Annotated in this window: 11 protein-coding genes; 9 read left to right on the top strand and 2 right to left on the bottom strand. The window is 32.4% G+C overall.

Annotation, left to right across the window (positions count from 1 at the left end):
- The first annotated feature begins 17 nt into the window (after positions 1 to 17).
- The 3 genes from LC076_RS02810 (at position 18) to LC076_RS02800 (ending at position 4,184) form a co-directional block, all read left to right on the top strand.
- The gene (locus LC076_RS02810) at positions 18 to 1,007 is read left to right on the top strand and encodes a DUF294 nucleotidyltransferase-like domain-containing protein (RefSeq protein ID WP_226665992.1); all 990 of its coding nucleotides are present in this window, start codon (positions 18 to 20) and stop codon (positions 1,005 to 1,007) included.
- Entirely contained in the window at positions 1,004 to 1,708 is a 705-nt protein-coding gene (locus tag LC076_RS02805; protein WP_226665991.1) for an exonuclease domain-containing protein, read from the top strand. The genes LC076_RS02810 and LC076_RS02805 overlap by 4 nt, the downstream gene beginning before the upstream one ends.
- Positions 1,709 to 2,177: 469 nt before the next feature.
- Positions 2,178 to 4,184, top strand: coding sequence for a methyl-accepting chemotaxis protein (locus LC076_RS02800; RefSeq protein WP_226665990.1), 2,007 nt, complete (start codon positions 2,178 to 2,180; stop codon positions 4,182 to 4,184).
- 182 nt (positions 4,185 to 4,366) lie between these two features.
- On the opposite strand, the gene LC076_RS02795 is transcribed toward LC076_RS02800, so the two are convergent.
- On the bottom strand, positions 4,367 to 5,371 hold the full coding sequence (locus tag LC076_RS02795) for an NADP-dependent oxidoreductase (RefSeq protein ID WP_226665989.1): 1,005 nt from the start codon (positions 5,369 to 5,371) through the stop codon (positions 4,367 to 4,369).
- A gap of 280 nt (positions 5,372 to 5,651) precedes the next feature.
- Here LC076_RS02795 and LC076_RS02790 point away from each other — a divergent pair, with 280 nt between their 5' ends.
- The 3 genes from LC076_RS02790 (at position 5,652) to LC076_RS02780 (ending at position 8,609) form a co-directional block, all read left to right on the top strand.
- Entirely contained in the window at positions 5,652 to 7,409 is a 1,758-nt protein-coding gene (locus LC076_RS02790) for an ABC transporter ATP-binding protein (RefSeq protein WP_319005475.1), read from the top strand.
- 15 nt (positions 7,410 to 7,424) lie between these two features.
- The gene (locus tag LC076_RS02785) at positions 7,425 to 7,940 is read left to right on the top strand and encodes a hypothetical protein (protein WP_226665988.1); all 516 of its coding nucleotides are present in this window, start codon (positions 7,425 to 7,427) and stop codon (positions 7,938 to 7,940) included.
- Positions 7,941 to 8,081: 141 nt separating this feature from the next.
- Positions 8,082 to 8,609 (top strand): hypothetical protein, encoded by a 528-nt coding sequence (locus tag LC076_RS02780; RefSeq protein ID WP_226665987.1) that lies wholly within the window; start codon positions 8,082 to 8,084, stop codon positions 8,607 to 8,609.
- Between the two features lie 115 nt (positions 8,610 to 8,724).
- Here the strand turns inward: LC076_RS02780 and mscL are convergent, their stop codons facing one another.
- Positions 8,725 to 9,102, bottom strand: coding sequence for a large-conductance mechanosensitive channel protein MscL (gene mscL / locus LC076_RS02775; protein WP_226665986.1), 378 nt, complete (start codon positions 9,100 to 9,102; stop codon positions 8,725 to 8,727).
- 380 nt (positions 9,103 to 9,482) lie between these two features.
- On the opposite strand from mscL, the gene LC076_RS02770 reads away from it, so the two are divergent.
- From LC076_RS02770 to LC076_RS02760, 3 genes are all read left to right on the top strand, one after another.
- Positions 9,483 to 10,055: a GrpB family protein gene (locus LC076_RS02770; RefSeq protein WP_226665985.1), complete on the top strand. Its 573-nt coding sequence runs from the start codon at positions 9,483 to 9,485 to the stop codon at positions 10,053 to 10,055.
- A gap of 276 nt (positions 10,056 to 10,331) precedes the next feature.
- Positions 10,332 to 12,086, top strand: coding sequence for an ABC transporter ATP-binding protein (locus tag LC076_RS02765; protein ID WP_226665984.1), 1,755 nt, complete (start codon positions 10,332 to 10,334; stop codon positions 12,084 to 12,086).
- 8 nt (positions 12,087 to 12,094) lie between these two features.
- The gene (locus LC076_RS02760; protein ID WP_226665981.1) at positions 12,095 to 13,915 is read left to right on the top strand and encodes an ABC transporter ATP-binding protein; all 1,821 of its coding nucleotides are present in this window, start codon (positions 12,095 to 12,097) and stop codon (positions 13,913 to 13,915) included.
- Positions 13,916 to 14,013: the final 98 nt, after the last annotated feature.

The raw sequence follows: 14,013 nt of genomic DNA, 5'->3' as shown, positions 1-14,013 counted from the left end.
GTGAGGAAGTGGCTTTCATGCAGAGTGAATTTAATTCTTATGAATCTATAAAAATATACAAAGATAACCATATCCATCAATATGAATTAGATCCCGAGAAATTAAATGAATTTCATGATCAAATGATGAGGAGTGCTAGCAAGCTAGCACTCTTTCACCTTGAAAAAGAGGTTGGTAACCCTCCCTGTAACTATACATGGTTCGTAACGGGAAGTGGAGGTCGAAATGAACAAGGATTAATAAGTGATCAAGATCATGGACTTGTATATGAGGAGCATTCTGAGATTGCACACAATTATTTCGAAAAACTTGGAAAAGAGCTTTCAAAAGGGCTTCATGAAATTGGTTATCCTTATTGTGAAGGAAAGGTCATGAGCTCCAATCCATTGTGGTGCAAATCATTAACTGATTGGAAAAAACAGTTGATAAACTGGATGGATAATAAAAGTTGGGAATCAATCCGGTATTTGCAAATATTTTATGATTCAAGAAGTCTAGTTGGAGCAAGCGATTTAATCATAAAGTTAAAAAATGTCATTTTGAATTATTTAAATGAACATAAAAAATTAATTCAGCGTTTTATGGATAATATTCAACATATAAAAAATTCTGTAGGTCCACTTGGACAAATCTATGTAGAGCCTTTCGGACAATATGAGGGATGTATCGATCTAAAAAAGACAGCATTTTTACCATATGTTAATGCAATTCGACTTTTAGCGATTAAAGAAGGTGTAGTAGAAACTTCTTCGTTGGAACGAATAGATTGTCTTTCTACCATGAACACTTGTTATCGCGAACTTATACATTATAAACATAACTTTGAAAAGCTACTTAAATATAGAACATTATTATATTCAAATGCACAAGCATATGATGATGTACATTATCTGAATGTGAAACAATTAACAAAACAAGAAAAACGTGAAGTAAAAGATATTTTAAAAGATGGGAAAAAATTACATCAATTCGTTCAACGGATAATCGATAAAGGGTGTTTTCAATGACGTTAGATCCATTTTTCTTTATGAGAGGTAAATTAGGTGCTTCACAGGGTGGACAAAGTCAGCAACAAGTGGCCTATTTAAGGCAATTACAAAGAGAGATGCGTGTTGAAGAAACATTAAATATCCCACTTTCGGAGTTGAATGTCATTGTTTTTGATATTGAGACAACGGGCTTTTATCCAGACCAAGGTGATCAAATCATATCTATTGGTGCAATTAAAGTAAAAGGTGAAGTGATTAAAGAACAAGAAAGTTTCTATTCGTTAGTTAAATATGACAAACCACTAAAAGATGAAATAACAACGTTGACAGGTTTGACAAATGAGGACTTAAAGGATGCTCCACCTCTATCAGAAGTCTTATTTCAATTTTTTCGGTTTGTTGAAGATTTTACTCTTGTTGCACATCATGCTAACCATGAAAAGAATTTTCTTCAACACGCTTCATGGAAACTTTATCGTGCACCTTTTAAACATAGACTTGTAGATATGTCTTTTTTATATCGTATGGCAGAACCTAACGGTAAGCTTGTTACTCTTGATGAGTGCTGTGAACATAATAATATTCCAATATTCGGAAGACATCATGCGTTGTATGACGCTAAGTTAACTGCAGAATTATGGAGAGTATATGTAAAGAAATTAAAAAAACTCGGTTGTGAATCTTTAAAAGATCTTTATGAAGAAATCGCTAAAGGTTGAAAGGATATCATGTTTTATGCACATTCCTCGTCATGAGAGATGTGTTTTTTTCATCTATAAATTACATTAAAAAAGTAAAATTAAAGACTTTAATTGAATTTACTCTTAATTTAATTGGGTTCTGAAAATTACGAATATAAAATAAGTTATTTTCATTTAGTTGAATAAGTAGTAAAATATGACTAAATAAACACATATCTAATGGATAGGTATATTTTTCCTAAGCTCTTTTCTAAAAGCAGTTTTCACTACACCTTTCTCGCAGGAAACTCACAAATTTTCCTTCAACATCATTTTTTTCCTTTCATGTGTTACTAAAACAAAAACAACCATTTTACAAAAAAGACTTAAAAAAACAGTTGTTTATGTATTTTACGAATATCTACAATTCCTGGTGTTGATCTGCGCAGAAGTGGAAAGAAAAGCAACTTAAAGGAAAACTAAAGGAACAGAAAAGAGGAAGAAGATCATGAAAATGATTAAGAAGTATTATAGAAGCTTGCTAGATTTGAACAAAAGACTAACTGTTAGAATGAAGCTGATTATTGCATTTTCGATCGTTTTATTGATTCCGAGTATATCGATAGGTCTTATTTCATATCACTCTGCAAAATCAGAGATCGAAAAGAGCATGCTTCAAACGGCTAGGGAAAGTGTTCAGTTAATAAACACTTCATTAAATTCTCAATTAGAGCCAATACAAGAAGATATCAACTACTTTGCACAATCAGCTAAAACAGCTAATACGACAATTACGGAAGAAGATAAGAAGAATATTGTAGCAAAATTCAATCAATATATTCAAACCAAGCCCGAAGCACAAACGATCTACATTGGTACAGAGGAAGGTGAGATGATTATTGCACCTTATACTCAATTACCTGATGACTATGATCCGAAAACACGTCCTTGGTATGAATTAGCAATGGATAATAAGGGTAAGGTGATCATAACAGATCCATATACAGATGCTAGCACAAAAGAAACATCTGTAACAATTGCTAAAACGTTAGATGATCGATCTGGTGTTATTGCAGTCGACATAAACATTGAAGCTTTGAGTCAATTAACAGATCAAGTAAAAGTAGGTAAAGAAGGTTATGTAACAATTATAGATAAAACAGAAACGTATCTTATTCATCCAAGCAACCAAGGAGAAAAAGCATCTGGTGATTGGTTAAAGAAACTCTTCGAAAGCAAGAATGGATCTATTTCTTATACATTTGAGGGTGCCAAAAAAGAGATGGAATTCACAACAAATGAATTAACGGGATGGAAAATAGCAGGAACTATGTTTTCTGCTGAAATATCGAATGCCGCTCAAGGAATCTTTATAAAGACATTAACAGTTATTATTTCTTTTCTTCTTATAGGTGCTCTTATTGTCTTTATTATCATACGAACGATTATTCGACCAATTCAATCACTTGTTACATCTGCAGAACGAATTAGTAATGGAGATTTAACAGAAGAAATTGTTGTTACTTCAGAGGATGAAATTGGACAATTATCAAAAAGTTTTAAAAAGATGGTTACTAATTTACGTTCTGTTGTTATTAGTTTACAGAGTTCATCAGAACGTGTAAGTGCTTCTTCAGAAGAGCTTATTGCAAGTGCTAATCAAACAACAGTTGGAACAAAACAAGTGGCCGAAGCTGTTCAACAAGTGGCAAGTGGTGCAGAAAATCAAACAACTAAGATTGAAGCAAATACTGCTGCGTTAGAAGAAGTATTGCAGGGAATCTTAAATATTTCTACTAGTTCAACTCAAGTATCAGATTTGGCACAAGAAACTGCGTTAGAAGCAACTGAAGGAGAGAAATATGTAAAAAATAACCTAGAACAAATGAAGTTTATCCATTCATCTGTATTAGAATCTAATAAGGTTATTCAATCTCTCTACCAGCGCTCTAATGAAATTGGGAAAATTCTCGACGCTATCTCACAGATTGCTGATCAAACAAATTTATTAGCACTTAATGCAGCAATTGAAGCTGCAAGGGCTGGAGAGCATGGGAAAGGTTTTGCTGTTGTTGCAGATGAAGTTAGAAAATTAGCTGAACAATCCCAAAAATCTGCTGGGCAAATTGCTTTATTGATCTCAAGCGTTCAAGAAGATACGAATAAATCAGTTGAGATTATGAGTAAGGTTTCTAAAAATGCTGAAGAAGGTTTAACTATTTCTACTGAAACTTCTGAGAAATTTGGTTTCATCATGAATAGTATGAATCAAATGACACCACAAATTGAAGAGGTGACAGCAACTGTTCAACAAATGTCTGCTGCTGTGCAAGAAGTTAGTGCATCCGCAAATGAGTTAACAGTTATTGCGAAAGATAGTTTAACAACATCAGAAGAAGTAGCAGCAACTACTGAAGAGCAATTAGCTTCAATGGAAGAGATTAATTCTGCTACAAGAGCTCTTACAGAAATGGCAGAAGAGCTACAATCATTGATTGATCAATTTAAAGTGTAATCTTAGCGAATGATGTGAAAAGCTAACAAAGTTAAAATATATATTTAACTTTGTTAGCTTTTTCATTTTACGAAGTCTGAACTACTTATTCATGTGTACTCTTAGCAGCTAACTTATAGTAGAGATAAGATCTCCTATATAAAAAGGGCGAACCAAAAATATTCTAGTTTTATAACTGTTTTTTATTTTTCTATCTCAGCTACTTTTACTAGTGATTTGCCAATATTAGCTCCTTTGAAAAGGTCTAGGAAAGCATCAATTGTCTTGTCAAACCCAACTGTAATTGTTTCTTCATACTTCAACTTTCCATCTTTTAACCATGTAGCTAATTCTTGAATGCCTTCTTCAAATCGAGAAGAATAGTTTCCAACAGTAAATCCCTGCATTAAAGAACTAGTCTTTATTAAGTGTGTTTGAACCCTGGGACCTATATCTTCAGCTGTATTGTAAGCGGAAATAGCACCACATACCGGAATTCTAGCAAAATTATTTAAAAGAGGAAATATTGCATCAGATATTGTTCCTCCAACATTTTCAAAGTAGACGTCAATACCATCTGGGCATGCTTCTTCAAGTGCAACTCCAACATCCTGCGTATTGTAATTAATAGCTGCATCAAATCCAAAATCATTTAAAAGTAAATTTACTTTATCTTCAGATCCAGCAATTCCAACAACTCGACATCCCTTAATTTTCGCGATTTGACCAACGATGGATCCAACTGCACCAGCTGCACCTGAAACGACTACTGTTTCACCTTCATTAGGTTTACCGATATCCAATAAACCAAAATAAGCAGTTAAACCAGTCATGCCTAATACGCTTAGGTAAGTTGATTCTGGTGCTATGTTTGGGTTTATTTTGCGAACTGAGTCTTCTTTTATTATGTTATATTCCTGCCATCCTAGTGATCCAAGGACGATATCGTTTTTATCAAATCGATTTGATTTTGATTCGATTACTTGTCCAATAACACCACTAGAAATAACTTCATTTAGTTTAAAAGGAGGGATATATGATTTTGTATCATTCATTCTCCCACGTAAATATGGATCAACAGAGATATAAATCGTTTTTACAAGGATCTCTCCATCAGACGGTGTTCCAATGCTTGTTTCAACAACTTCAAAGTCATTGTGTGTAGGAGTTTCTTTAGGCCTTTTTTTAAGAAGTATTTGTTTTTGCATAGTTCTCACCTTTCAAATTAAGATCGTTCAGTTCTAATATAACGAATGGATGAAAATAAATAAAATGATAAGACTTTGTGCTTTAGTGTTCGTGATAGTAACTAATATGATACAGAGTATATAACATGAATCTATTTTTGTGAGGGAATTGTTCTAGGGACTAAGCATGAAAAAGTCCAATTAATCTACTAGTTAAAAAGTACCTAAAGTTAAGAAGGAAGTTGTTTACAGTATGAAATATCTGAAGTAATCTACTAATATAGGAAGTTGGTGTTTGAAAATGACCTTCATAAGAACCATTCTTTTATATTTTATGGAATATAAATTACTGTTCTTTACTTTTTTAATAAGTATTTTCATTGAGGTTGCTTATTTGATGATAGCACCTTTGAGCTTACAATATTTAATAGATGAAGCATTCATTCCGAGGGATTATCGAATATTCACAATCATATTATGTGTATTAATTGTAGGGGGATTAGTAAATTTTCTTGCCATTACATTTGGAGATTATTCGCTTGGGAAACTAAGTGGAGTTGTCATCCGTATGATTAGAACTGAATTGTTTCTTCATATTCAAAAGCAATCATTACCTTTTTATCAGCGGTATAAAATTGGTGATATTGTCACGCGTTTTCATACTGATTTGGGATCAATGGAAAGGGTTATACGTACAATATTCCCTTATTTTTTAAAGGAAATAGTAAGTATCCCAATTGGATTGATAATCTTATTTTCTATTGAGTGGAAACTAACCGTTGCAATGCTTGTCGGATCAACACTTTTATTTATCGGACCTAAAATGTTGCAAAAGAAAGCAACGGATAGCAACAAAAGCTTTAAAGAATCACAAGAAAGATTCTCTAATACGATAGATGAAATGATTAAAGGTTACAAAACAATTAAAAGCTTTCATTTACAGAATCGGTTTTCTGAAAGAGGAAGTAAACAAATTCATGATCTATATTCTACAGGTTTTAATTTACATATGATTAACTCTTTAATGGAAAGATTACCGCTTACTGCATTAATGCTTTTAAATGGAATTATGCTAGGTTTTGGTGGTTATCTCATCTTTAATAGTTCTATAACAATTGGAGAATTTGTGTCCTTCTTTACTTTGTTTATGATTGTGGGTCAGTCAGTATTGAATTTATCTGTTCTAGTTCCTAATTTAATCGATTCATCTGTTAGTTTTAAAAGGGTACAGGAGATATTTGATTATAAAAACAGTTTATATAACCCTGTTAAGGGAGTAGATATTCCTTCTATTTTGTCATCAATTCGGATGAATAAGGTAAGTTTTGGATATACAAATAAATCTGATCAATTGCATGAAGTTAGTTTAAATATACCATTAGGTAGCTATATTGCCTTTGTAGGACCAAGTGGATCTGGTAAAAGCACTGCCTTGCAATTATTAGCCCGATTTTACGATCCAAAGGAGGGTTCGGTTTTTTTTGATGATAATGATATACGAGACATTAATGAAGGTTCTTTAAGAAAGCTAACAACATTAGTAACACAAGATACCTTTTTATTTAATACATCAATAAAAGATAATCTGTTGTTAGACAACTTAGACGCAACTGAGTCTGAGATGATTGAAATTGCAAAATTAGTAAATATTCACGATGATATCATGAGCTGGCCAGATGGATATAACACTGTAGTTCATCATGAAGGAGGCTCTTTATCAGGTGGAGAGCGTCAAAGGTTAGCAATTGCTAGAGCATTACTTAGAAAGTCTAAGGTGTTATTACTTGATGAGGTAACAGCTGCTTTAGATCCTCCGACAGAGGCCGACATTATTACATTGATAGAACAGATACGTAAGTATAAAACAATTATTTCTGTATCTCATCGATTAAAATCAGTCATAAACGCTGATCTCATTTATGTTTTTAAAGAAGGGAAAATTGTTGAGTTTGGATCCCATCAAGAACTCTTAAAGATAAATGGTTATTATCATTACATGTGGGAAAAGCAGAATGGAATTGTTACCGATGAAGAAGATTTAAACTTATTTATGAATTGAAGAGGGGAGTACATTATGTCTACTTTTTTTAAACGATGTTCCACAGACGATGATTTTGCTAAAGTGAGTTTATTCATATTGGAAAGAAAACATGATATTCATCAAGCTTATACAACGATGGATATTGTTGAACTAGTATACTCTTATGTGACTGAAGGTCACATACTACAGGCAATAGATGAAAGGGATCAAATAATGGGTGCAGCCGCTTATTATCATGGAACAAACGAAAAACAATTTACAGATAAAGAAGTCGCATTTGTAGACATTGCAATTTTTGATCGTGAACATCGAGGAACAAGACTTTTTTTAAATGGGTTACGTTTTATGGTTGACCACATCATGAATGAGCATCCTGATGTTGAAGAATTAAGATTAGCAGCATTATCTGAAAATTCATACCTTTGCAGGTTGTATTCTAAATTCACAACTTTCACTTATTCCCGGGAAACTACTTTAGGGGAAGAAATTGTCTTTTGTGGTAAAATAAACAAAATTTCAACTATTCTAAACAAGTTGAGTAAGGTATAATGAACTAGTAAGATTTACACTAAAAATTGTAAAGGAGGAATGAAAAATGATACCACCAAAACCAAGCATTAAAGAAATAAAAGGAAGCGGATTTGGAAAAATCGTAAAGATCAATGATTCTTTAAGAGCAACAGCTAAGTAATGGAACTAGAATTCCGTACTTGTAAGTTTGAAATGGACAATAAATCATATTTAAAGTTTTTGTTGGAAAACCATAATGAGTTGAATTTAACATACCCGTTTGCTATGAGTCTAAGTTTCATTAGCAGTCCATTAATTTTAGGTAAGGGACTTTTAATCATAAGTGATGACCCTTATCAAATTATCGGTGTAACTGGGTTTGTTTATGGAACAAGTGCTAATGATTATGAGGATAAGCATATTTGTCAAGTAGAGATTGTCTTTCTTAAAAAGGAATATCGCTGTACTTCATTGTTTTTAAAAGTGTTACAAGCACTAATCAAGGAAGTTAAGCATAGTAATCCTGATGTCGAACAAATTCAATTTTGGTCATCGGTAAACAATGGAGAACTTGAGAGTTTATTTTCAAAATTTAGTGAGTTACCTGATTCAACAAAAACATTAGTGAATAACATGGCTTTATATACGGTATTGTTTAAAGAATTAGAGTTTTTCTGTAATCGATTTAAATTTGTCTCAAGAATTTAAATCCTTACATTAAGCGAGAAAAAGACTGTTTGAATAGACAGTCTTTTTATTATGTCTTTACTTCTTCAAAAATTTATTTTTCCCCTCATTTATTTTATGAATATGGAAAATAATATCATTCTCGCTTTTCTTTCAATAAATCGCGTATCTCTTCTAATAATAGTTCACTATTTGTTTTGGTTTGGCCTATAGGTTTATCATGATCGATTTTCCGTAATTTATAAAAAAGTTGAACAAAGAAAAAGATGCTATACGTGATGATGATAAAGTCTAAAACAGTTTGCAAAAATGATCCGTATTGTATGGATGAGTCCTTAAAAGTAAATGAAAATTCTTTTAAATTAATACCCCCAAGAAGAATGCCTATGATTGGCATAACTAAGTCATCGACTAATGAGGTAACAATTTTACCGAATGCTGTCCCGATGATGACACCAACTGCTAAATCAACTACATTCCCTCTTACTGCAAAACGAAGAAATTGTTTAAACATTGTTACCTCTCCAATCTTATCTATGATTTAGTCTTCTACTTATTTTCCTACTAAGTAAAACATTTCTCCATGCTATTCCTAGTAAACTCTGTTTCTGTTCAATAAACTGAATAAATTATTAATGTATAAAGTCTAATGGTACCTTTTATTCTTAAACTCAACTTGTACTGGATTTTGTTTCAAGCATTCTCTTTACTGGTTAAAAGTGATACTTAATGGTGAGACTGAGTACCAGCAAAGTTTAGAGTGTATAATATACAAACATGAATGATTCAGTTTTACCAAAAGATATAAAAATCCACTGAATTAAATTTGTCATTTGAAAGGTTCTTTAATTTAGTTGTATTCAATAGGGACAAGTTTAGAAGGAGAAGATTAAAATGAAGGTTAATTTGTCTGAATATGATCCAAACTGGGCACTTACTTTTCAACTGGAAGAAAAAAAATTACATAGTATCCTAAATGATTTAGATCATGTTATTGAACATATAGGAAGCACGTCTATAGAAGGTCTATCAGCAAAGCCGATTATTGATATCATGATCGGATTGAAGGATGAAACATTATTAGATATTGCAGCAGAAAAATTAGCTGTTAAGCCATATAAATATGTTTCAACTTATAATAAAGAAATACCATTTCGACGTTTTTTTATTGGTGTAAAAGATACTAGCATAAAAAATTATCCTACTATTATGACAGAAGATAATATTGTTGAAATTCAACATGAAGATAGAAAATCACATATACATGTTGTCCCATTGCATAGTAATTGGTGGAATGATCATATCCTATTTAGAGATTATTTGAGAGTGTCTCGTACGGAGCGGTTACAATACGAACAGCTCAAAAAAGAACTTTCAGTTAGAACTTGGAACAATGGTAACGAATATGCCAGTGCAAAATCAGATTGTATAATGGAGATCTTAGAAAGGGCTCGTAGTGTTGAATAATCCTATTTTTGCAACGTTGTGTTTTTATAACTTGATTTTACTTTGGAAAAATACTAAGTTAAATGATCATAAAATTTATTCATTCATTGGTCTTAGTTACTTCGTTAATAATTCATTAATAAGAGGAGTAATATACTTCTAAAGTTGTGAATTTTGTAAATCTTATCACATTTATGGAAAATTATTTCGAATACCGATATATTTATATAGGTACTGTTATATTTATAGATAATATGATTCTTAGAATAATTGGTTAATAACCTTGGAGGAGAAGATATGGATACTTTTAAGAAGTTAAAAAGCTTTTACTGGCCATATAAAAAATATTTTTTATGGTCATTGTTTTTCGTATTATTTATCACGGCTATTACAGTAATTTATCCAATCGTCTTGCAACTTACGATTGATGAAATTGTCTTGAAGAAACAATATGAATATATTCCTTGGATTGTTTTTGGTTTTCTAACCTTAATGGGAATCAAAGCGATATCCGCATTTTTTCATCAATATTTAGGAGATATGTTCGGAATTCAGTCAGTATACAAACTTCGAAATGCTTTGTATGAAAAGTTACAACGATTACCATTTATGTATTATGATAATGCGAAAACTGGAGATTTAATGTCTAGATTAACAGCTGATGTTGAAGGGTTTCGCTTCTTTTTATCCTTTGGCTTTTCTGAGCTTGTTCGCTTTCTACTATTAGTATGTGGAACACTCACAGTTATGTTTATCTACTCCGTGCCACTTACATTGGTTACTATTGCAGCATTACCATTTCTAGCTGTAGCAGTATATCACTTTGACAAAAGAGTACATCCTGCATTTCGTAATATTCGTGAGTCATTTGGAAAACTAAATACAAATGTACAAGAAAATATAAGTGGAATTCAGACAGTAAAGGCTCTTTCGAGAGAAGACTTTGAGATTTCTAAGTTCAATCAAGCGAATGGCAGTTATAAAGAGAAGTCACTAATCACTTCAGGAATATGGGCGAAATTCTTCCCACTTATGGAGTTGATTGGTAATATTTGTGTTGTTGCTTTACTTGCATATGGAAGTGTCCTTGTAATCAGAGGTAGCTTGCAACCTGGAGAACTTGTTGCTTTCTTTAGTTTAGTTTGGTATTTAATGATGCCTATCATGCATTTAGGTTTTGTTATTAATTTATTTTCACAATCAAAGGCATCTGGTGAAAGATTACTTGAGATCCTTGAAGCAGATGAGAGCATTCGTGATCAAGAAAATACAGTTGAGATTAAAAACATAGAAGGACATGTAGCGTTTGATAAGGTTAGCTTACGTTATCAAGAGGAAGATGCATTGGCGCTTAATGATATTTCGTTTCAAGTGGGTGCTGGAAAAACAATTGGTTTAATTGGAGCTACAGGTTCTGGCAAAACAAGCTTAACTCAATTGATGACTCGATTTTATAAACCTTCAAGCGGTCAAATATTTATTGATGGAAGAGATATTAAGGATTATCCATTAAAAACCCTTCGATCAAATGTTGGTGTTGTTTTACAAGAGTCTTTTTTATTTTCTTCAACAATTAAAGATAATATATCCTATGGACGTCCTGAATCTTCAATGGAAACAATCATTGATGCAGCAAAAAGAGCACAAGCACATGAGTTTATTATGGAGCTACCAAATGGCTATAACACTATGCTAGGTGAACGTGGCCTTGGGTTATCGGGAGGTCAAAAACAAAGGATTGCAATTGCAAGAGCCATTTGTATGGATCCTAGTATTCTTATCCTAGACGACTCTACAAGTGCTGTAGATATGACAACAGAATTTAATATTCAAAAAGCGTTGAAGGAAGTTATGAGAGGAAGAACAACGTTTATTATTGCTCATCGTATTTCTTCTTTAAAGCATGCAGATGAAATATTAGTTCTTGAAAACGGTTCAATTGCTGAAAGAGGAACACATGATGAATTAGTTATGAGAGAAGGATATTACAAACGAATATTTGATATTCAATATAAAGATCAAAAGGCTGTTTTACAGTCAACAGTAGGGTAGGTGGAAGCATGGAATTTAAAGAAAAGAAAACGAGAATTATGGAACGATTTCATTATTCAACCGAAACAGTTATTGATAAGCCGTTTAACTGGAAGCAAATGTGGAGACTTTTTAGTTATTTAAAGCCCTATTCAAAAACATTACTTCCTTCAGCGTTTATTGCTGTATTGATCTCAGCATTAGTTAGATTAGTTGCTCCGATATTGATTGGGAAATACACGCTTGACTATGCAATTGCCAATAAAGATATGAATCTATTAACAATATTAGTCGTTACAATAGCTGGTTTATACATAATATCCTACATTGCAAACACCTTTCGTATTAAATGGATGAATATGCTTGGTCAAAATGTCATTTATGATATTCGAAGACATTTGTTTACACATGTTCAATCATTATCACATCGTTTTTTTGATCAACGTTCAGCAGGTTCAATTTTAGTAAGAATCATGAATGATATTAATTCACTTCAAGAGCTTTTTACAAGTGGTGTTATTAATCTCTTAATGGATTTTATTTTGTTAATTGGTGTCGTTGCTTTATTGTTTACATTAAGTCCTGAACTAACATTAGCCATTATGGTTATTGTTCCAATCATGTTTTTTATATCAACTAGTTTAAGAAAAAAAATCCGTCGTTCTTGGCAAACTGTTAGACTTAAGCAATCAAAGCTAAATTCACATTTAAATGAATCGATTCAAGGAATTAGGGTTACTCAATCTTTTACACAAGAAAAGGAAAATATAGAGTTTTTTGATGGAGTTAATTCTGAAAACTTTCAATCGTGGCAAAATGCGACAAAACGCAATGCAATGTTTACTCCTATGGTGGAATTGACAAATGCCATTGGAACAGCAATCTTAATTGCCTATGGTGCAACATTAATAGCTAATGGTTCGATATCGATTGGAACTTTTGTTTCTTTTGCTTTTTATTTAGGAATGTTTTGGGAGCCAATTTCTCGTTTGGGTCAGGTGTATAATCAGCTATTAATGGGGATGGCATCTTCAGAACGGATTTTTGAATTTATTGATGAAAAACCGCTCGTAGCTGAATTACAAAACCCTACACGACTCTCTAATATGAAGGGGAAAATAGAGTTTGAACATGTTGAATTTGCTTATGACTCTTCTAGGAAAGCACTTAATGATATTTCATTAACAATTGAAGCTGGGCAAACTGTTGCTTTAGTTGGTCATACTGGATCAGGTAAAACAACGATTGCCAACCTTATCAGTCGTTTTTATGATGCAACTGGTGGAAACGTGAAAATTGATTCTGTTAACATTAAAGATCTTTCACTCGAAGAATTGCGATCAAAAATTAGTGTCGTTTTACAAGACACATTTATTTTCTCTGGAACTATTATTGATAATATAAGATTTGGTCGTCCGACAGCAACTGACGAAGAAGTGATCGAAGCGGCAAAAGCAGTCGGAGCCGATGATTTCATTCAAAACTTATCTAATGGTTACTTTACAGAAGTAGAAGAAAGAGGAAATGTCTTATCTGTTGGGGAACGCCAACTAATATCTTTCGCAAGAGCATTGCTTGCAGATCCAACAATTATTATTCTAGATGAAGCAACTGCAAGTATTGATACTGAAACAGAAGTGAAAATTCAGCATGCGTTAAAAACACTTTTAAACGGAAGAACAGCGATTATGATCGCTCATAGACTTTCAACTATACGTGAAGCAGATAATATTTTTGTCTTAGATCATGGGTCTATTATGGAGCAAGGAAATCATGACATGTTGATGGAGAGAAAAGGAATTTATTATGGGTTGGTTAAGGCTCAGTTTAATATGTTAGAAGTAGGTTGAAGAAATTGTAAGGAAGGTAGTAATAAAAACTCTATATGAATTTAATATAACTTGAAAAGATCTATTTAAAGAAGACGTTAGCTAATATCTTAATTCAC

Origin of the sequence: Metabacillus litoralis, assembly GCF_020524045.1 — a bacterium.
GTDB classification, from domain to species: Bacteria; Bacillota; Bacilli; order Bacillales; family Bacillaceae; genus Metabacillus; species Metabacillus litoralis_C.
Note: the sequence above shows the minus strand (reverse complement) of the source record. Positions and strands in the feature narration are given on the sequence as shown.

Coding starts and splice junctions, on each gene's coding strand:
- LC076_RS02810 (WP_226665992.1), top strand. CDS start 18: ATGCAGAGTGAATTTAATTCTTATGAATCTATAAAAATATACAAAGAT.
- LC076_RS02805 (WP_226665991.1), top strand. CDS start 1,004: ATGACGTTAGATCCATTTTTCTTTATGAGAGGTAAATTAGGTGCTTCA.
- LC076_RS02800 (WP_226665990.1), top strand. CDS start 2,178: ATGAAAATGATTAAGAAGTATTATAGAAGCTTGCTAGATTTGAACAAA.
- LC076_RS02795 (WP_226665989.1), bottom strand. CDS start 5,371: ATGCAAAAACAAATACTTCTTAAAAAAAGGCCTAAAGAAACTCCTACA.
- LC076_RS02790 (WP_319005475.1), top strand. CDS start 5,652: ATGACCTTCATAAGAACCATTCTTTTATATTTTATGGAATATAAATTA.
- LC076_RS02785 (WP_226665988.1), top strand. CDS start 7,425: ATGTCTACTTTTTTTAAACGATGTTCCACAGACGATGATTTTGCTAAA.
- LC076_RS02780 (WP_226665987.1), top strand. CDS start 8,082: ATGGAACTAGAATTCCGTACTTGTAAGTTTGAAATGGACAATAAATCA.
- mscL (WP_226665986.1), bottom strand. CDS start 9,102: ATGTTTAAACAATTTCTTCGTTTTGCAGTAAGAGGGAATGTAGTTGAT.
- LC076_RS02770 (WP_226665985.1), top strand. CDS start 9,483: ATGAAGGTTAATTTGTCTGAATATGATCCAAACTGGGCACTTACTTTT.
- LC076_RS02765 (WP_226665984.1), top strand. CDS start 10,332: ATGGATACTTTTAAGAAGTTAAAAAGCTTTTACTGGCCATATAAAAAA.
- LC076_RS02760 (WP_226665981.1), top strand. CDS start 12,095: ATGGAATTTAAAGAAAAGAAAACGAGAATTATGGAACGATTTCATTAT.